The sequence below is a fragment of the Gymnodinialimonas mytili genome (genome assembly GCF_037544085.1).
Lineage (GTDB): Bacteria > Pseudomonadota > Alphaproteobacteria > Rhodobacterales > Rhodobacteraceae > Gymnodinialimonas > Gymnodinialimonas mytili.
The window spans coordinates 76,433-95,130 of the sequence record NZ_JBBIFW010000001.1 but is presented as its reverse complement, the minus strand read 5'-3'; the positions used below and the strand labels follow the sequence as shown (position 1 = coordinate 95,130).

Here is an 18,698-nt window from a genome sequence, read left to right as displayed (position 1 = left end):
GCGGATATCTGCCCAAGGCGCGCCTTACGGGGAAAGCGCGCCGGGATGCATCATTGCGTGCTTGCGGGGCGCGGGGTAGAGCCACGCTATATTACACATGACCATCATGGGGGTTCTGAACATGAGCCGAGCGTTAATCATCATTGTGATCCTCGCCGCACTTGGTGTGGGGGGCTATTTCCTGACCCAGGCCGATGCGCCAAGCGTTGAAGAGACGACCGAGGCTGCCACCGGTGCAGCGGAGGACGCCGCCGAGACCGCGGAAGAGGCGGCCAGCGACGCCGCAGAAACAACCGAAGCCGCCGCGGAAGATGCGGTGGATGCGGCGGGTGACGCCGTGGAAGAGGCGACCGAGGCCGCCGAGGGGGTTGCCGAAGAGGTGACAAACACGGTTGGCGGACTGCTCGACGATGCGGCCGAAGCCGTAGAGGGCGCCGTGGAAGAAGTGACCGGTACCGCGGGTGAGGCGGCCGATGCCGCCGCAGAGACAGCCGGTGAAGCTGCCGATGCTGCGACCGAAGCCGCAGATGAGGCCACGGATGCTGCCGCCGGTGCCGCGGATGCTGCCGCCGATGCCGCAGATGACGCCACGGATGCCGCAGCCGCCGCTGCGGATGAGGCCGTGGAAACCACCGAAGCCGCAGAAGGCGCAGCCGATGCGACGACCGACGCCGCTGCCGAGGTGACCGAAGGGGCTGCCGACGCAGCTGAGACCAGTGCTGCGGACACGGCAACCGAAGGCGCCGCCGGGGTAAGCGATGTTGTCACCGAGGGCGCCGACGCCGCCGGTGGTGTGGCCACCGATGCGGATCTGTCCGAGCTGTTCACGGCTGAGGGCTTTGACTATGACCGTGCCGTCGATGCGTTGGAGGCCTCCGACCTGTCGCTGCCGGTGCGCACGGCGGTGCAAACCGCCCTGGAAGGCGCGCGTGACAATCCCGAATTGCTCGACGCCGCGCTGGAACAGGCCCGCACGGCGCTCGGCCTCGAATAAGCCAGCCTTATCCGTTAACGCGAAAGCCCCCGACGCAAGATCGGGGGCTTTTTTATATTTGTCAGTGTGTTGCGGGGTGACGTTAAACGATTAACTCCTCGTTAAACGCACAAACTCCATTGATTCTTAGTCAAGAAATGCCTTCTCGACCACGTAATGGGCAGGCTTGGAATTGGCACCTTCTTCCAGCCCATATTCCTCAAGCATATCCTTCAGCTCCAGGTTGAAGGCGAGGTTTCCGCAGATCATCGCGCGGTCGGTCTCCGGGGTCAGCGGCGGCACATCCAGATCCTCAAACGCCGTGCCGGACCGCATCAGATCGGTGATCCGGCCCATCTTCGGGCTCTCTTCGCGGGTCGTGGTGGGGTAGTATTTGATTTTCTTCCAAAAACCCTCACCGATGACTTCATTCAGCAATTCGTCATGCTGCAACGCCTCGATCAGATCGCGGCCATAGGTCAATTCGCCAACTTCGCGGCAGGTATGGGTGATGATGATCTCGTCGTAATCCTCATAGGTCTGCGGTTCGCGCAGTAGGCTGGCGAAGGGCGCAAACCCGGTGCCGGTGGCGAAAAACCACAGTCGTTTGCCCGGCAGCAGCGCGTCATGCACCAGCGTGCCGACGGGTTTGGGGCGCAGGATGATTTGCTCGCCCGGTTGAATATGCTGCAACCGGCTGGTCAGCGGGCCGTCGGGCACTTTGATCGAGTAGAATTCCAGCTCTTCATCCCAAGAGGGCGAGGCGATGGAATAGGCGCGCAGCAGCGGTTTCTGCTTGCCCGTCTTCGGGTCCGGATCGCCCAGCAGCCCGATCATCACAAATTCACCCGACCGAAACCTCAGGCTCGCAGGCCGGGTGCAGCGGAAGCTGAACAGACGGTCGGTGTAGTGGGTCACATCGGTGACGGTTTGGGCGTCGGGCAGCGTCGGGGTCGCCTTGACGGCGGCGGCTTGAATATCGGTCACGGGTGTTTGCTCGGTCATCTCATCTGTCAGGCGCGATTTACGCCCTCTCCTTAGACATACGCATTGATCTGGGTCAGGGAAAGGCCCGCCGATCCGGGCGGGCTTTCATCAGAAATTCTGATGATTCATTTGTTTCATCGATTTTATTGATAGTAGTGGTTCAGGCCCGCAGACGGCTTTGATAATCATGAGCCTGCCAATTCGCCCGCGCCAGCCATTGCTCCTCGGGCTGGCGGGTGGCCAGCGCGCCGTCGATCTCGACCTCATCGAACCCCGCGCGGCGCGCCATCGCGTATTGATCGGCCAGCACATGGCCTGCCGCGCGCAAGCGCCCGGCATATCCCATCTGCCGCAGGCGTCGGCCCAGGGTAAATCCACGCCCATCGGCAAAGCTGGGGAACGCCACGCGGATGAAGGCCAATTGATCCAGATGCGCCGCCAAAACGGCCACATCGTCATCTGGGGCGACATCCACGGCGGTTGCATTTGCCGGAACGCCTTCGGCGAGCGGCGTCGCTTGGCCATTCCAATCCTCGGGCGCGAACCCACTATCCGTCACAATCGTCACATCAGACATCGTTGCTATCCTTTAGGAGGCCTTGCGGAACGGGCCGCGGACCATTTTTCCATCGACAAAATGAATGCCGCATTCGTCCTTGTCCTGCCCGCGCCAGCGTCCGGCGCGCGGATCTTCATCGTCACCGGCAGGCGTTGTGCAAGGTTGGCAGCCGATGGAGGGGAAGCCTTGGGCCACCATCGGGTGCCGTGGCAATTGGTGCCGCGCGATATAGTCGGTGACCATCGGTTGGGTCCAATTCGCCAATGGGTTGATCTTGATATGCCGCCCGTTTTTCTCAAACAAAGGCAGGGACTTGCGCGCGCCGCCATGGATCTTTTTGCGGCCCGTGATCCAGCCGCCGAAGTCGTGCAGCGCACGTTCCAGCGGTTCGGTCTTGCGCAGGGCGCAGCAGGCATCTGGGTCGAAATGGTGCAAAGTGCCGTCAACGTCACGCTCCAGCAGGACCGCGCGCGTCGGTTTGATGATCCGAATATCGGTCAGCCCCAGATGTTCGGCCACCTCACGCTGATAGGTCAGCGTCGCGGCAAACAACATCTCGGTATCGATAAACAGGACCGGCGTCGCGCGGTCGATCTGACTGATCATATGCAACAGCACGACGCTGTCGGCGCCGAAGCTGCTGACCATCGCCACGGGTCCAATCGATTGATCGTCCAAGGCATGGCGCAGCAGCGTTGGCGCATCGCTTTTGCGGTGGAGCAGCGTGCGGCGTTCGGCGAGTTCCTTAAGCGGCATCGGCTTTCACCTCGGGGTAGAGGGCGGCCTTAAACGGCGCGGCGCCCAGGCGTTTGTAGGTGTCGAGGAAGGTCTCAGACGCATCTTCGCGCACATCCAGATAGGCGCGGACAATGCGCTCGATTGCGTCGGTCACCTCATCATAGGCAAAGCCTGGCCCGGCGCGTTCGCCCACCACGGCGTATGGCCCGCCATCGCCGCCCAGGGTGATCTGATAATTCTCCACCCCCGCGCGGTCGAGGCCCAGGATGCCGATATGGCCGACATGGTGGTGCCCGCAGGCATTGATGCAGCCCGAGATCTTGATCTTCAGGGGGCCGACCTCGTGTTCCAGCTTAAGCTCTTCAAATCGCGTGGCAATTTCCTGCGCCACGGGGATCGAGCGGGCTGTGGCCAGCGCGCAGTAATCCATGCCGGGGCAGGCGATGATATCCGAGATCAGACCGATATTCGCTGTGGCCAGCCCAGCCTCGGCCAGTGCGTCATAGACCGCGTGTAGGTGGCGCTTGGGCAGATGCGGTAGGATCACGTTCTGCTCGTGGCTGATGCGCAATTCGTCATGGGCATAGGTCTGGGCCAGGTCGGCCAGCACGCGCATCTGGTCGCTCGACGCATCGCCGGGGGTTTTGCCGTGGGCTTTCAGCGAGACGGTCAGGATCGTGTAATCGGCATGGCGATGGGCCGCGGTGTTGGTGTCCACGAAGCTGCGGAAGATCGGGTCATCGGCGTAGTGGGCGCTGTAGTCGCCCTGGCCGGACGCGAAATCCGGTGCCGCGAAATTGGCCTGGATCTTTTGCAACAAGGCCATGTCGGCGCCGTTGAAGGCAGCTTTGCGGGGGGCGAATTCTGCGTCAACCAGGCGGCGGATTTCATCGATGCCATTCTCATGGACGGTGATCTTGATCCGCGCTTTGTATTTATTGTCCCGCCGTCCCAACAGGTTATAGACCGCCACGATCGCCTCCAGATAAGGCAGCAGATCGTCCAGCGCGACGAACTCGGCGAGCACCTTGCCGATCATCGGCGTGCGCCCGAGGCCACCGCCGACCAGGACCGTCGCGCCGAGGATGCCGTCGCGCTCGGTCAATCGAAGGCCGATATCGTGGGCCGCTGTGACCGCGCGGTCCTGGTCGGACCCGGTCACGGCGACCTTGAATTTGCGTGGCAGGAACTGGAATTCCGGGTGATCGGTGGACCATTGACGGATCAGTTCGGCCACGGGGCGGGGATCGCCGACCTCCTCGGCGGCGGCGCCCGCGAAATGGTCCGCGGTCACATTACGGATCGTGTTGCCCGAAGTCTGGATCGCATGCATCCCAACCTCTGCCAGCGCATCCAGCATATCGGGCACGTCTTTCAGCTTTGGCCAATTGTATTGGATGTTCTGGCGCGTGGTGAAATGGCCATAGCCCTTGTCCCAGCGGTCGGCGATCATGGCCAACTGGCGCATCTGGGCACTGTTCAGCGTGCCATAGGGGATCGCCACGCGCAGCATATAGGCGTGGAGCTGCAGGTAGAGCCCGTTCATCAGCCGCAGCGGCTTGAACTCATCCTCGGTCAACGACCCGTCGATGCGGCGTTCGACTTGCGCGCGGAACTGCGCGTTGCGCTCGGCGAGGAAGTCGCGGTCAAAACTGGTATAGGCGTACATTTTGCTTGCTCCTGTCGGGCTGGGCGGCATCGATTTTCGCGCGAAAAGCGGGACGAATTTTTCCTTCAAAAATTCGGGCGCGTCGCTCAGGCCTCTTGCTTGCCGTGGGCGTAGTTGGATGGGCCGCGGGTGCGGAAGGCTTCGCGGAAATGGATCGGTTCGGGGCCGTGCTCGCCGGGTTTGGCGTCTGCCAGATAGGGGCCGACCACCTCATGGGCTTGGGCCTGCGCCTCGAGCAGGCGCAGATCGGCGGTGGCCTGATCTTCGATCAGATCGGCCTCATGGTGGTGGCGGGTCCAATCGCCCTGATGGGTCAGGTAGACCACGTCGCCTTCCAGCAGCGCGTTGGCGGTGACGACCTTCGGCGTGAACGCCCGTGTTTTGGGGGACGGCATCAGGCGAGCTCCTCTTGCAATTGGGGCAGGGTCGGGTCGCGCCGAAGGCGCGCAAGCTCGTGGCTGGCGGCGCGCGGGGCGAGGCCGAACATCAGGATCACAGGCCCGTCCGGCGCGGCGTCCTGGAGCGCCTGGGGCAGGGTGGCCAATGTCGCCGCGATCACCCGCGTATCGGCGCGCGAGGCGTTCTCAACCGCTGTGACAGGCGTGTCCGGGGCGGCGCCATGCATCATCAGGCGGCCTTGCAGGAACCGGGCCCCGCGCGCGCCCATATAGATCGCCGCCACTTGGCCCGGTTGCGCCAGGCCGCGCCAATCCTGCTCGGCGAAGCCCTTCACGTCGTGGCCGGTCAGGAACCGCATCGCGCCGTTGCGGCCGCGTTTGGTTAAGCTTTGGCCAATCTGGGCGCTGGCCGCGCTGGCCGCGGTGATGCCGGGCACGATGGCCCAATCCACGCCCGCGGCGTCAAGAGCGTCGATCTCTTCATCCAGGCGCCCATAGATGCCGGGATCGCCCGATTTCAAGCGCACGATATGAGCGCCCGCTTGGGCGTGTTCGACCATCAGCGCGCAGATATCTTCTTGCTTGGTCGAGGGGCCGAAGCCTTTTTTTCCGACATCGATCAGGGTTGCTTCGCGGCGGGCCAGTTCCAGAATTTCGGGGCTGACCAGGCGGTCGTGGATCACCACATCGGCCTTGTCCAAAAGATTGCGGGCCTTGAGCGTCAGCAGTTCTGGATCACCAGGACCGGCGCCGACCAGATCGACACGGCCTGTCGTGGGCGCGCTGTGCAGATGGTCGATCAGCAAATCGCCAAGAGCCAGTTCAGCGCCGGTTTCACCTTCTTTTGCAAGGGCTTCCGGGCCTTTGTTGAAGTAGTACTCCGACCAGAAATCGCGCCGTTTGCGGCCCATGGGCAGGGCGTTGGCGGCGGCGCGGAAGCCTTGGCCGATCCGCGCGAGCAATCCCAGAGAGCTGGGCAATCGTGCTTCGAGATCCGCCTTGATCTTGCGCGCCAGAACCGGCGCCGCGCCTTCGGTGCCGATGGCGACGGTCACGGGATCGCGGTCGACGATGGCGGGGGTGATGAAGGCAGACCCGTCGAGATTATCGACGATATTGACCAGCGCGCCATCGGCATGGGCGAGGGTGGCGATGCGGGCATCTTCGGCGTCGTCTTCGGTCGCCGCATAGGCCAGCGCCGCGCAGAGCGCATCGCCCGGGGCAAAGGCCCGTTCGACCAAGCGCAGCTTACCGGCGGCGGCCCAATCCACGATTTCAGGGGCGGCATCTTCGGCAAAGACCGTCACGCGCGCCTCGGATTTCAGGATCAGCCGCAGTTTGGCCAGCGCAGCCTCGCCACCACCGGCCAGCACAACGCGGCGTCCGCGCAGATCGAGGAAGATTGGAAAATGACGCATAGGTCAGAACCTCAGAAGCATTTCTCCCCATGAGAATAGAATTTTTTCCTGCAAATTGGCAGATCGCGCTTGCTGAAAGGGACGCTTGTTCTGTATTGGGCTGAGGCAAGAACCTCTGTTCGCCAATCCTGAAGAGATCCGAATGTCTGTCCAAATCGACCCGCTCGACCGGAAAATCCTCATCGCGTTGCAACAGGATGCAAGCCGATCCCTGGAGGATATCGCGCGCGAAGTGGGCTCGTCCAAGACCCCGGTCTGGAGCCGGATTCGCAAGATGCGGGAGGCCGGGATTATTGGCCAGCAGACGGTTCTGCTGGATGCGGAAGCTTTGGGGCTAGAGGCTTGTTTTTTTGTGCTTATCCGCACCTCGGAACATGAGGCGGAGTGGCAGAACACGTTCCTGAAAACCCTGCGCGAGCGTCCCGAAGTGATGGAGGCGCACCGGCTTGCGGGCGATATCGATTATATCCTGAAAGTGCGTGTCGCCAATGCGCGGGCCTATGACGAATTCTATCAGGCCCTGATCTCAGAAGTGCGGATCTACAATGTCACCGCACTTCTGAGCATGGAAGAGATCAAATCCACACCGCTTCTGCCGCTCGACAGCGTGCGCTAGACCCCGAACGCCCGCCCGCTAGGCGGGTTCCGCCTGCGCGACCTCGGTCAGTTGGGTGGTGATCTTCGCACCGGCCTCCAACGACCGGTGGACGGGACATTTATCGGCAATCTCCAGCAGGCGATTGCGCTGATCCGCGTCCAGCGGACCCTCCAACGTGATCGACCGGGTGAAATGATCCAACGGTCCGATATCGATCCCGGCATCCTGGGCATGCACCCGATTATGGGTGACATCGACCGAGACATGGGTCAGCGGCCATTTCTTGCGCCGCGCATACATGCGGATCGTCATCGAGGTGCAGGCGCCCAGGCCCGCGGCCAGGAATTGATAGGGGGTCAGCCCGCGATCCGTGCCGCCATAGCTGAGCGGTTCGTCGGCGGCGACATGGTGCTTTGGCCCGGCCATGACATCCTGCAAAAACCCGTCGGGATCAGCCTCGGACACACGGGTCACACCTTCGGGCGCGCCGATGGGTGGGGCCGGGGGCGACAGATCCAGATAACGCGCAACCCAGGAGGCGATGACATCGGCGGCATATTCCGCATCTTCCGCCCGGCTGACCAGATGGTCGGCCTTGTCGAGGGTCACAAAGCTTTTGGGATGTTTGGCCGCGACGAAGATTTGTGTCGCGTTTTCAATGCCCACCACAGCGTCGCGGGGCGCATGCAGAACCAGAAGCGCCTTGTTCAGGCTGGCGATATCCGCAGCCAGGTTCTCGGCGCGCACATCTTCGACAAAGCCCTGGCCGATGCGCACCGGGCGTCCGCCCAGATTGACCTCACCCACGCCTTCGGCGGCAATTGTGTCGAGCGCATTGCCGAAATTGTGGATGACATGTTCGGGATCAAACGGCGCCCCGAGCGTCACAACCGCCTTGGCCGAGCCGATTTGCTCTGCGGCACGCAGAACCGCGGCGCCGCCAAGGGAATGGCCGATCAGCAGGCTGGGGGCCATCCCCCGTTCAGACAGGGTCTGCGCCGCCGAGACCAGATCGGCGACATTGGAGGTGAACGAGGTATTCTCGAACTCGCCGCCGGAATGGCCCAAGCCCGTGAAGTCAAACCGCAAAACGGCGATCCCCTGGGCGGCCAGACGCGCTGCGATCCGGCGTGAGGCGGCGATATCTTTGCCGCAGGTGAAGCAATGGGCCATCAGGGCCGTGGCCAGATGGGGGCCTTCGGGCATGTCGAGGCGGGCGGCGAGGGCATCCCCGGAATGGCCGGGAAAGGTAAAGCGTGTAGTGGGCATGGTCTTTGTCCTTTGGTCGGGATCAGCATGTGGGACAACGCCCCGGCCGCGCAAGTTTTGTGACCTTGTCATCACGGGGGCGTGCACATAGGTGCGATGCCGTGATGACTTTGCGGGGTCGGCGGTGCGTGTATTGAGAGCCTTGGTGCGCCTATGCGCTGCCGTTGGACTTTTCGTGTTGTTGGCCAGCTATTTGGGCGGCCTGCACCCTGCGGGCGATTCGCTGGCGGTCTTCAGATTATGGATCGCCGGTGGTGTGTTGGGTCTTGGGGTGCTGCTTCTTGCACTGCGCCTGAGGCGGTTCGGCTGGGGCGCGATCCTATGTGCCGCTATCGCCGCGGTGCCGATCCTGGCCATGGGCGTCGAGCCGCAGGCGGCGCAGGCCGCAGCACCCTCTGTCGCTGTCTATACCAAGAACACGCTCGGGGGCCGGGGCGACAATGCTGCGATCCTGGCCGATATCCGGGCAAGCGGCGCCGATATCGTTCTGTTGCAGGAATTGAGCGCGACGCGCGGGGGCTTTCTTGCGGGGTTGCGCGCCACCCATCCCTATCAGCACGAATGCCGGTTCTCTGATTGGTCGGGAATGGCCGTGCTGTCGCGATGGCCGCTATCCGCGCCCTATTGCTCGCCGCATCGGTCCTTTGCAGCCGCCCTTGTGGAAGCGCCGGGCGGGACGTTCTGGGCGGTCTCGACCCATCTGGTCTGGCCCTATCCCCATGGCCAGGCGGCGGTTCTGGATCAGGCGATGCCCTTTCTGGAGCAGATCGAAGGGCGCACGGTCGTTGCCGGAGATTTCAACATGGTGCCCTGGGGGCATTCGGTGCGCCGGATTGCGCGGGCGACGGGGACGGACCGCATCGGCGCGCTTTATGAGACGCTGAGCGTGCGGGGCGTGCCGTTAAGCATCGATCATGTCTTCACCGATGGGACCGGAACAGTGGTCCGCCGCCCGCGATTTGGGTCGGACCATTACGGTCTGCTGGCCCGGATTCATTGGGAGGACGCCCCGGCGCGTTGACAGATCGGCGCGGCCGGGGCTGATGTGAGGCGACGACTTCCAAGGGCTGAGGCGCCGTTTTGCGATATGAGTGATATTCTGCAGACCCATCTGCCGAGCGCGCCCTGGATGGCGGAGGCGACGCGGCGTCTGCCGGGGATACAGCCGCTTGTGGCTGGGGAGTGGTTGGCGCGGGATGAGGCCTTTGCCGGGCAGATGGCCCTGCGCGACCGGCTGGTGGCCGAACGGCGCGGCGGCGTGATTGCGGCTGTGCCGGGATCGGAGCGGGCCGTGGCGGAGCTTTATGACGTGGTATTGTCCTGTCTGTCCGGGCGCGACGGATATGCGTGGGGCGAGAGCGCGTGTCAGCGGCCCGACGGGGTGAGTGTGGAGTTGGATCCGGGCGATGCTTTGGGCACGCTGGCGCGTCTGGTGCAGCAGGATCTGTGCCTGTTGGAGAAGCCCACCGGCGCTGAGGAGCATGTGTTGGTGGCGGCGGCCCTGTGTTTTCCGGCCAGTTGGACGCTCGCCGAAAAGATCGGGCGGCCCTTGTCTGAGATTCATGACCCGGTCGCGCCCTATGATGCGGGCATGGCGCACCGCGTCCAGCGGTTGTTTGACAATCTACGGGTGGAACAGCCGCTCTGGCGGCAAAACGCATTGGTCTATGCGGATCCGGCCTTGTATCAGCCGCGCAGGGTCGCGGCGCCACGATCGGAGGGCGGGGGCGGCTATTTGCGGTCTGAGAAGCAGGTGTTGTGGCGCCTGCCGGAAAGCCGGGCGGTGGTGTTTTCGATCCACACCTATGTGGTGGCTTTGCACGATCTGACCGCGGATCAGCGCGCCGGGTTGGCTGAGATCGCGTCGGTTGGTTAGCGGTGCGGCTGCGCCGCGCGCGATGCCGGGCGCATTCGGCGCGTTGGGGGCGCTGCCCCGTCGCGTGCCGCGACTCCCCGGGGTATTTGGGGCCATTGGAAGATCAGGGTTTGAAGTGTTTGGAGAGTTTGAGGCCCTGGCCCTGGTAGTTTGACGCGATGTCCGCGCCATAGAGCGTCTGGGGTGTGTCGGCCATGGATTCGTAGACCAGTCGGCCGACGGTTTGGCCGTGTTCGAGGACAAAGGGCGCCTCGTGGCAGCGGACTTCGAGGACGCCGCGCGCGGGGATGCCATGGCCGAAGCCGGGATCGAAGAAGCCCGCATAATGGACCCGAAACTCGCCCACCATCGCGAGGTAGGGCGCCATTTCCGCGGCGCAATCGGGGGGGATCGTCACGGCCTCGCGGCTGACAAGGATGTAAAAGGCGCCGGGATCGAGGATGATCTGGCCATTGGTGCTGTGGAGCTGTTCCCAATACGCGCCGGTCGGGTGCGTGCCGATCTGGGTCAGGTCGATCACACCGGTATGGGGTTTGGCGCGGTAGCCCACCAGGGTGCCGTCGCTTGGCGCGAGGTCGACGGAAAAGCCGAGGCCGTCATCGATCAGAGGCGGTTGATCGACCAGGGGCGTGCGCGCGTGGCGGGTGCGCAATTCGTCGTCGGTGAGCGTGGCCTGGCCGCGGCGAAAGCGGATCTGGTTGAGGCGCAGGCCCGGTGCGACCTTGACCGAGAAGGAGCGGGGGCAGATCTCCGCATAAAGTGGGCCGGTGTAACCCGCTGGGATCCGGTCGAATTCGACGCCGCCATCGGCGATGACCCGGGTCAGGCAATCGACGCGCCCGGTGGAGCTTTTGGCGTTGCAGATGGCGGTCACGTCATGGGGCAGGGCCAGCGCCTCCATCAGCGGAACGACATAGACACAGCCTTTTTCCAGCACCGCGCCCTGGGTCAGATCCATCTCATGCATGGTGAATTCAGACAGGCGGTCGGAGACGCTGCGCCCATCACCGGCCAGGAACGACGCGCGCACACGGTAGGCGCGGTGGCCCAGGCGCAGATCCAGGCTGGCGGGTTGGATTTGGTCGGCGGGCACCGGGGGCGTCGCCGCAATCGCGCCGGTCTCGATCATGGCGGCGATGGCGTGATCGGGCAAAACGCCTTGGGCGGTCTCAGGCATGTCTTGGATCCTCTGCATCACGCGGGCGGCATGGCCTGGGACCAAAGCCGCTTCGCGCCCCAAGGGCAAGACCCAGCGGTGCAAAAGTGGCGGTAGAGCGGTGAAATGGTCGGGCTAGCAGGACTCGAACCTGCGACCTTCCGTCCCCCAGACGGACGCGCTACCAGGCTGCGCCATAGCCCGACATCCTGCCCTTCTAACCATTTTGCGGGGCGGTGCAAGGGGCGGTTTACCGATGCGTTTGGCCGCGGGTCATGCGCGCGCCGAGCATGCGCAATGCGCCGATTTGGGCGGTCAACTGATCGGGCGGCAGGCGGGTGGGATCGGTGGCCAATTGCGCCAGCTTGGCCAATGCGGCGCTGCTGGATTGGGGCACTGCGGCGGCGGGTGGGTCGAGCGGCAGGGCCGGTTGCGGATCCGCGGCTTGCGGGGCAGATGGGGCGAGTGTTTCGGGCGCAGCCTGTGGGGGTGGCGCGGACGCGGTTGAGGCCGGTGCCGGTTCGGGATCGGGTTCCGGCTGAGGCTCAGGCTGGGTATCCGGCGCCTGGCTGTCCGGTGCGCGTGCAGGAGTCATCGCTGGCGTCGCATCGGATGGCTCGGATGGCGGCGTTGGGGGAGTGGCCGAGGTCTCGGGCGACGTCGTCTGCGGTGCCTCGGTTTTCGGGCGATCTGAGGCGGGCGACACCTGTGGCGTGGCGGGCGCGGCCTCAACCGCTTCATCCGGTTCAGCGGCGGGCTTCAGATCGACCACCTCGGCGCCATCGGCGGCGGCCTGGGCATCTTCGCCCAGAATGCCGTCGATGGGCGGGGACAGCGCCATGACTGCATCAACTCCCTCATCGGAGATCATCTTTTGCACACCGCGAATGGTCAGACCGCGATCATGCAGCAGCACCTTGATGCCGCCGACCAATTCCATATCGACGGGACGGTAATAGCGACGCCCGCCCGCCCGTTTCACCGGTTTGATCTGCGAAAACTTCGATTCCCAGAAGCGCAGCACATGGGCCGCCACGTCGAGCCAATCGGCGACCTCGCGGATCGTGCGGAACGCCTGCGCGGATTTTGCCATAACTCGGGTCCTCTGCTCGCGTCGTCAAACGACGTCTTGTCGGTGCGCCCCGTCGGTCTTTTGTCTTGCGGTCCGCCCGTCTGGCGGGGCGGATCCGGATCGTCTGGGGTCGGATCAGGAACGGTTGCCCTCCGCCACCCGGTCCTTCATCAGATGGGACGGGCGGAATGTTAAGACCCGGCGTGGGCTGATCGGCACCTCTTCGCCGGTTTTGGGATTGCGGCCCACCCGCGCGGTCTTGGACCGGACAGAGAATGTGCCGAAAGACGAGATTTTGACCTGCTCCCCCTCCACCAGGGCATCGGACATCATCTCAAGCACACGCTCGACCAATTGCGCACTTTCATTGCGCGATAGGCCCACTTCGCGGAACACCGCCTCGCTCAGATCCATGCGCGTGAGTGTTTTTGCGGTCATTATGGCCTCCCCAAATTTCTACCGCAGGATGTGTTAGAAGGATTAATGTGTCAATCCAAAGCGTTGCGCGCCGGGCTTCCGATGTCGCTTGAACGGCACAAACGCGGTCTCGCGCTACCAGCGCAGGATCACCGCGCCCCAGGCCAGACCGCCGCCGATCGCCTCGGTCACCAATAGATCGCCGCGGGTGATCCGGCCATCGGCCACACCCACCGACATGGCCAGCGGGATCGACGCCGCGGAGGTGTTGCCGTGATCCTGGACCGTGACGATCACCTTCTCCATCGGCAAGCCGAACTTTTTGACGGTGCCTGTGATGATCCGAATATTGGCCTGATGGGGCACAACCCAATCGACATCCTCGACCCCGACGCCCGCCTTTTCCAAGGCCGTTTCCGCGGTTTTCGTCAGCTTTTCAACGGCATGGCGGAACACTTCGCGGCCCTGCATCTTGAGCACACCGGTCGATTGCGTGGCCGACACCCCGCCATCGACATAAAGCAGATCGCGATGGGTGCCGTCCGAATGCAGATCGGTGGCCAGGATACCGCGATCCTCGGGGGTTCCGGCGCTGTCCTGCCCTTCGAGGATCAGCGCACCGGCGCCGTCGCCGAACAGCACGCAGGTGGTGCGGTCGGTCCAATCCATGATCCGGCTGAACGTCTCGGCCCCGATCACCAGAACACGCCGGGCCTGACCGGCGATGATCAGCGCATTGGCATTGCTGAGCGCGTACACGAATCCCGCGCAGACGGCCTGCACGTCGAAGGCAAAGCCGCCGCCCATGCCCAAACCGGCCTGGACCATCGTCGCCACGGAGGGGAAGGTCAGATCGGGGGTCGAGGTCGCGACGATCACGGCATCGATGTCGTCCGGGGTGAGCCCGGCTTGATCCAGCGCGGCGCGTGCCGCTGCGATGGCCATCTGGCTGGTTGTCTCATCCTCGGCCGCGAAATGGCGTCGTTCGATGCCCGACCGGGCGCGGATCCATTCGTCGGACGTGTCCAGCCCCTCCATCGCCTCGAACTCGGCGTTGGGCACAACGCGCTGGGGCAGATAATGGCCGATGCCGACAGGAACCGCACGGAGCGTCATGGTTGCGGGTCCTTCGTATGGATCACATTGGAGGCGGTTTCCTCGGCCTGCGCAATGCGCGCGGCCAGCCGCTGGTTGAAGCCCGACGTCGCCAGGCGCGCGGCCAGTTTGATCGCCGCCGACACGCCGGTGGGATCGGCGGAACCGTGGGATTTCACCACCGTGCCGTTCAGGCCCAGGAACACACCGCCATTCACGCGGCGCGGGTCGATGCGTTTCGACAGGCGGCGCAGGGACGTATAGGCGAGCAGAGCCGCGATGCGCGAGAACGGGGTCTTGCGAAATGCCTGGCCCAGCAATTCGCGGATCAAACGCGCGGTGCCTTCACCCGTCTTCAGGGCGACATTGCCGGTAAAGCCATCGGTCACGATCACATCGACGCGGTCCGAGGGCAGGTCGGAGCCCTCGACAAAGCCCACAAATTCCAGATCGGCAGGGCCCGCCACGCGCTCGATCAGATCGGCGGCCATCTTCAGCTCGGCACGACCCTTATGCTCTTCTGTGCCGACATTCAGCAAACCGATGCGCGGACGCTCCAGATCCAGCCCGTTGCGGGCATAGCTGGCGCCCATCAGCGCATATTGCAGAAGATCTTCGGCATCGGCGCGGATATCGGCGCCCACATCCAGCATCACGCTGAAGCCCGACGCGTTGCGCGAGGGCCAAAGGCAGGCGATGGCGGGGCGGTTCACGCCGGGGATCTTGCGCAGGCGGATCATGCTGAGCGCCATCAGGGCGCCGGTATTGCCGCAAGACACCGCGACCGTTGCATCGCCGGAGCGCACGGCTTCAATCGCGGACCACATCGAGGTGCCCTTGCCGTTGCGCATCACGTGGGAAGGTTTGGCATCCATAGTCACCACACCCTCGGCATGGCGGATTTCGCATTTCTCGGTCAGGCCACGCTTGCGGGCGATCAGACGCTCAAGCTCTGGCTTGTCGCCATGGATGATGAACCGCAGATCACCATTTTTGGAGGCGGATTTGGCGATACCCGCAACAACGGCAGAGGGGCCCAGATCGCCCCCCATCGCATCGACGGAAACCACGGTGCCTTCGACCGTCTTTCCCGTCAACGCTGCACCGTCATTCATGTAATCAAGCCCGCCCCAACCGACGGCAACCCTTAGGCCGCGTCTTCGTCGAGGTCGATCTCGTCGGCCTGTGCGATGATCTCGCGGTCGTTATACGTGCCGCAGGACGGGCACACATGATGGGGCCGCTTCAGCTCGCCACAGGACGGGCATTCATTTGGATTTGCCCCTTCAAGGGCATCGTGGGCGCGACGCATGTTGCGCTTGGAGCGGGTCACGCGATTCTGTGGGACAGCCATGTCTCAACCTCGGGTCAGGGAACGCGGGAGGCACGTTGCCCGCCCCGTCCGGTAAATTCTTGTCTCGATATGTCCGGCAAAGATCCGGCCATTCCCCTTTAAGATGAACGCGTTGGATAAGCCGCTGCATCCCAGATGCACCGCGGCCCGGACGCGCAATCTTCCGGGGGCGAATGAGGCCGGGAACATACTCCGATTCCACGCCTATGCAAGCCCTTTTCCGGTGCCATTCCCCGGCCCGCATCAATCGTCGTTTTCGGGCTCGTCGGATCGACCGGAGGACAGCTTGTCGCGCAGCGCGGCAAGCCCGGCAAGCGGTTTGGCATCTTCGTCGCGCATCGGCGTGACACCCGGGGCGGCGTAGATCGCTTCACCCAATTCCACACCCTCGGCGCGTGGAAAATCGGGCAGGGCCAGCGACAAAGCCTCGATCAGCAGGGCGGTCAGATCCAGTTTGTCGGGCAAGGGTTCGGTCGTGTCATCCTCGGGCATCTCCATCTCGTCGCCGCTAGGGGCGGGCATCTCGGCCAGATAGTGCCGTGTGACATCGGTATCGATGCGGGTGGTCACCGGTGCCAGCGTGACACCGCAAGGTTGCACCGCGGTGGCGCCCAGGCTCGCGTTCAAGGCCCAATCCTGCTTGCCGATGGGCCGTAGATTGCCCGTCAGCCGCACCTTGCGCAGCGTTGTCGCGCCCAGATCCTGGGCGATCTGCGCCATCTCCTCGGGTGTCGGCACCAGCTCGAACGGGGTGTCTGCGGCCCGGTTCAGCCGCGACAGGGAGAGAACGGATGAGGCCATCACAAGCTCCTGATCATGTGTCATGGACGCCCTCGCTTGCCCAAAGCGCGCCCCTAAGTTAAGGCACTAGGCAGCTTCCCGGCGCCGTGCAAGCGGTTCTGCGGGGGCAAACAGATCCAGACCCGGCCATCACAGCAGAGAAGTCTCCATGCGTCTTGTGTTCCTTGTTTCCGTGGTTCTCACCCTGAGCGCCTGCTCGGCGACCTATACGAACCACGGCTTTGTGCCGCCCGAAGACGAATTGGCCCTGGTCGAATTGGGCGCGAGCCGGGATGAGGTGGCCGAATTGGTCGGACGGCCCGGTGCCAATGGGGTGCTGCGCGACGAGGCGTGGTTTTACACGCAATATCGTGTCCGCAACTTCACCTATAACGCGCCGGAGGTGGTCGAACGCGATATCGTGGCGATCTCGTTCAGCGAAGGGGGGCGGGTGACCAATGTCGAACGCTTCGGGCTGGAAGACGGGCAGGTGGTGCAATTGTCCCGCCGTGTCACCGAAAGCTCGGTGCGGGATCTGGGTTTCTTCCGGTCGATCCTGTCAAACTTCGGTCGCATCAATATCGGCGATACTCTGGGCGGTTGACGCTACGGCATCTTGTGATGACGTCCGCTTGACCGCATGTTTAATCCTGTCGTGTCGCCGTCATGCAGGGATGGTAGGCGCGGCCTGACGGGGCGGATGGCAGGAGCGGGCCAATGCTGACATTGCGCAAGGGGCGGTACGCCGCCCGGATGGCAGAAAGCGACGCGGACCACGCGGCGGCGCAACATCTCAGGGCGCTCAGCTTTCGCGGCGAGGCGCGCAGCGATGCCGATCCCTATGATGCCGAATGTGCTCACGTGTTGGTCGAGGACACACGCGCCGGCACGCTTGTGTGCTGTTTTCGCTTGCTGCACCTGCCCAACGGGCGCGCCATCGACCGCAGCTATTCCGCGCAATTCTATGAGCTGTCGGCCCTGTCCGCCTTTGACGGCCCGATGGTGGAGATGGGGCGGTTCTGCATCCATCCCGATTGGCGCGATCCCGATATTCTGCGCGTGGCTTGGGGCGCGATGACCGCCTATGTCGACCGGGAAGGGGTGGAAATGCTGTTCGGCTGTTCGTCCTTCCATGGCACCGAAGCGCGCGACTATTACGACGCCTTCGCCTTGCTGAGGGACCGGCACCTGGCGCCGAAGCGCTGGCTGCCGCGCGTGAAGGCGCCGTCGGTCTTTCGCTTTGCCAGCCGTTTGCGTCGCAAGCCGGATCTGAAAGCGGCCCAGGCCAAGATGCCGCCGCTTCTGCGGACCTATCTGCTGATGGGCGGCTGGGTCAGCGACCATGCGGTGATCGATGATGATCTGGGCACGCTACACGTGTTCACCGGGCTGGAAATCCGTGCTGTGCCGCCGGGTCGGGCCCGGCTGCTGCGGGCTGTGGCGGGGTAGTGCGCGTGGGGCAGAGCGGGTCGGGAAAACCTGCATGGGTCCGGTTGCAGGTTCGCGCTAATCTTGCCCGCATCGATAAAGAAACCCGAGGACCCCATGACAGGTGACGCGCAAATCAAAAACCCCGTGGCCGAGATGCTATCGCGCAAAGCGGCGCCCGACCTGATCGGCGGCATCCGTCCGCCCCATCTTGGTGCGGGTCCGGTGCATGTGGAATATGGTCAGGGTAAGCCCACGGCGCTCAACCTGACCGGTCCCATCGTGCAATTGGCCATTGCGGGCATTGTGCTGCTGATTGGGGTGATCATCACGATCAATGTGGTGGCGTCGGGGAATTATGACCTCAACAATGTGATGGGGATCATCTTACCGCTCTTCATCGCCATCTTCATCGGGGCGCCAGCCTTGGGTCGGGCACTGAAAGGCACGCTGTACTGGACACGGCGCGCGGCGATCCACCCGGACCGGGTCGAGGTGGTCGACAATTCCTCCGGCACCGAAATCCGGTGGAGCGCGCCAATCTCCGAGTATCGCGATATCTATCACGGGTTCATGTGGCTGACCGCAGGCGACGGCGAGGGCGATGGCCTGGATATCGAGGCGGTGATGCTGCGCCATCCGGACCAATCCAAGACGATCTATGTTTCGGGCACCCGCAAAACCACCATGGGCGGGATGAATTTTATGGATATGGTCCAGGCGGGTCGCGAGGGCCGGAAGGCCGATGTGGAGGCTGCGGTCGGTGACACGCGCAATCCGCAGATCGAGGCGCTTGTCGCGCATCTGGCGCAGGAAACCGGGCTGCGCGTCACGACGGATTTCAAATAATCGAAAGGTGGGCCGGGCGCTTTGTTCAGGTCTATTCTTCGTAAGGCGCCCACCAAACAGAG

Annotated in this window: 21 protein-coding genes and 1 tRNA gene; 7 read left to right on the top strand and 15 right to left on the bottom strand. The window is 63.7% G+C overall.

From position 1 onward, the window contains the following. Positions 1–97 precede the first annotated feature (97 nt). Positions 98–994, top strand: coding sequence for a translation initiation factor 3 (locus V8J82_RS00500; protein WP_339970988.1), 897 nt, complete (start codon positions 98–100; stop codon positions 992–994). Between the two features lie 126 nt (positions 995–1,120). Here the strand turns inward: V8J82_RS00500 and V8J82_RS00495 are convergent, their stop codons facing one another. The 6 genes from V8J82_RS00495 to cysG all read right to left on the bottom strand — a co-directional run bounded on the left by V8J82_RS00495 (position 1,121) and on the right by cysG (position 6,742). Further along, complete coding sequence (locus V8J82_RS00495) at positions 1,121–1,978, bottom strand: ferredoxin--NADP reductase (protein ID WP_339970986.1); 858 nt, start codon at positions 1,976–1,978, stop codon at positions 1,121–1,123. 142 nt (positions 1,979–2,120) lie between these two features. Continuing rightward, on the bottom strand, positions 2,121–2,537 hold the full coding sequence (locus V8J82_RS00490; protein ID WP_339970984.1) for a DUF934 domain-containing protein: 417 nt from the start codon (positions 2,535–2,537) through the stop codon (positions 2,121–2,123). Between the two features lie 12 nt (positions 2,538–2,549). Beyond that, positions 2,550–3,275, bottom strand: a complete 726-nt coding sequence (locus V8J82_RS00485; RefSeq protein WP_339970982.1) for a phosphoadenylyl-sulfate reductase — start codon at positions 3,273–3,275, stop codon at positions 2,550–2,552. Then, the gene (locus V8J82_RS00480; protein WP_339970981.1) at positions 3,265–4,926 is read right to left on the bottom strand and encodes a nitrite/sulfite reductase; all 1,662 of its coding nucleotides are present in this window, start codon (positions 4,924–4,926) and stop codon (positions 3,265–3,267) included. The genes V8J82_RS00485 and V8J82_RS00480 overlap by 11 nt, the downstream gene beginning before the upstream one ends. Positions 4,927–5,012: 86 nt before the next feature. Continuing rightward, positions 5,013–5,321, bottom strand: coding sequence for a DUF2849 domain-containing protein (locus V8J82_RS00475; protein WP_339970980.1), 309 nt, complete (start codon positions 5,319–5,321; stop codon positions 5,013–5,015). Continuing rightward, a complete protein-coding gene (cysG, locus tag V8J82_RS00470; RefSeq protein WP_339970978.1) occupies positions 5,321–6,742 on the bottom strand; it encodes a siroheme synthase CysG in 1,422 nt (473 codons plus the stop codon). Before cysG ends, V8J82_RS00475 begins: the two co-directional genes overlap by 1 nt. A 142-nt stretch (positions 6,743–6,884) precedes the next feature. Here cysG and V8J82_RS00465 point away from each other — a divergent pair, with 142 nt between their 5' ends. Beyond that, positions 6,885–7,358, top strand: a complete 474-nt coding sequence (locus tag V8J82_RS00465; RefSeq protein WP_339970976.1) for an Lrp/AsnC family transcriptional regulator — start codon at positions 6,885–6,887, stop codon at positions 7,356–7,358. A gap of 18 nt (positions 7,359–7,376) precedes the next feature. Here the strand turns inward: V8J82_RS00465 and V8J82_RS00460 are convergent, their stop codons facing one another. Next, entirely contained in the window at positions 7,377–8,609 is a 1,233-nt protein-coding gene (locus tag V8J82_RS00460; RefSeq protein WP_339970975.1) for a bifunctional alpha/beta hydrolase/OsmC family protein, read from the bottom strand. Between the two features lie 178 nt (positions 8,610–8,787). On the opposite strand from V8J82_RS00460, the gene V8J82_RS00455 reads away from it, so the two are divergent. Next, the gene (locus V8J82_RS00455; protein WP_339970974.1) at positions 8,788–9,630 is read left to right on the top strand and encodes an endonuclease/exonuclease/phosphatase family protein; all 843 of its coding nucleotides are present in this window, start codon (positions 8,788–8,790) and stop codon (positions 9,628–9,630) included. A gap of 66 nt (positions 9,631–9,696) precedes the next feature. Then, positions 9,697–10,485: a heme-dependent oxidative N-demethylase family protein gene (locus V8J82_RS00450; protein ID WP_339970973.1), complete on the top strand. Its 789-nt coding sequence runs from the start codon at positions 9,697–9,699 to the stop codon at positions 10,483–10,485. Between the two features lie 103 nt (positions 10,486–10,588). On the opposite strand, the gene V8J82_RS00445 is transcribed toward V8J82_RS00450, so the two are convergent. The 8 genes from V8J82_RS00445 to V8J82_RS00410 all read right to left on the bottom strand — a co-directional run bounded on the left by V8J82_RS00445 (position 10,589) and on the right by V8J82_RS00410 (position 16,404). Continuing rightward, a complete protein-coding gene (locus tag V8J82_RS00445) occupies positions 10,589–11,662 on the bottom strand; it encodes a 2'-deoxycytidine 5'-triphosphate deaminase (RefSeq protein WP_339970972.1) in 1,074 nt (357 codons plus the stop codon). 106 nt (positions 11,663–11,768) lie between these two features. Continuing rightward, positions 11,769–11,845, bottom strand: a tRNA-Pro gene (locus tag V8J82_RS00440). Positions 11,846–11,891: 46 nt separating this feature from the next. Beyond that, complete coding sequence (locus tag V8J82_RS00435; RefSeq protein ID WP_339970971.1) at positions 11,892–12,734, bottom strand: MerR family transcriptional regulator; 843 nt, start codon at positions 12,732–12,734, stop codon at positions 11,892–11,894. 114 nt (positions 12,735–12,848) lie between these two features. Continuing rightward, positions 12,849–13,151: an integration host factor subunit alpha gene (ihfA, locus tag V8J82_RS00430; protein ID WP_339970970.1), complete on the bottom strand. Its 303-nt coding sequence runs from the start codon at positions 13,149–13,151 to the stop codon at positions 12,849–12,851. A 114-nt stretch (positions 13,152–13,265) separates the two neighbouring features. Then, positions 13,266–14,246, bottom strand: a complete 981-nt coding sequence (locus tag V8J82_RS00425) for a beta-ketoacyl-ACP synthase III (RefSeq protein WP_339970969.1) — start codon at positions 14,244–14,246, stop codon at positions 13,266–13,268. Next, complete coding sequence (gene plsX, locus V8J82_RS00420) at positions 14,243–15,340, bottom strand: phosphate acyltransferase PlsX (RefSeq protein WP_339970968.1); 1,098 nt, start codon at positions 15,338–15,340, stop codon at positions 14,243–14,245. The genes V8J82_RS00425 and plsX overlap by 4 nt, the downstream gene beginning before the upstream one ends. Positions 15,341–15,372: 32 nt before the next feature. Continuing rightward, the gene (gene rpmF / locus V8J82_RS00415) at positions 15,373–15,579 is read right to left on the bottom strand and encodes a 50S ribosomal protein L32 (RefSeq protein WP_339970967.1); all 207 of its coding nucleotides are present in this window, start codon (positions 15,577–15,579) and stop codon (positions 15,373–15,375) included. 243 nt (positions 15,580–15,822) lie between these two features. After that, positions 15,823–16,404: a YceD family protein gene (locus V8J82_RS00410; protein WP_339970966.1), complete on the bottom strand. Its 582-nt coding sequence runs from the start codon at positions 16,402–16,404 to the stop codon at positions 15,823–15,825. A gap of 124 nt (positions 16,405–16,528) precedes the next feature. Here V8J82_RS00410 and V8J82_RS00405 point away from each other — a divergent pair, with 124 nt between their 5' ends. The 3 genes from V8J82_RS00405 to V8J82_RS00395 all read left to right on the top strand — a co-directional run bounded on the left by V8J82_RS00405 (position 16,529) and on the right by V8J82_RS00395 (position 18,636). Next, positions 16,529–16,963, top strand: a complete 435-nt coding sequence (locus tag V8J82_RS00405; protein ID WP_339970963.1) for an outer membrane protein assembly factor BamE — start codon at positions 16,529–16,531, stop codon at positions 16,961–16,963. 113 nt (positions 16,964–17,076) lie between these two features. Next, positions 17,077–17,808, top strand: coding sequence for a GNAT family N-acetyltransferase (locus V8J82_RS00400; RefSeq protein WP_339970962.1), 732 nt, complete (start codon positions 17,077–17,079; stop codon positions 17,806–17,808). Between the two features lie 96 nt (positions 17,809–17,904). Further along, on the top strand, positions 17,905–18,636 hold the full coding sequence (locus V8J82_RS00395) for a hypothetical protein (RefSeq protein WP_339970960.1): 732 nt from the start codon (positions 17,905–17,907) through the stop codon (positions 18,634–18,636). Positions 18,637–18,698: the final 62 nt, after the last annotated feature.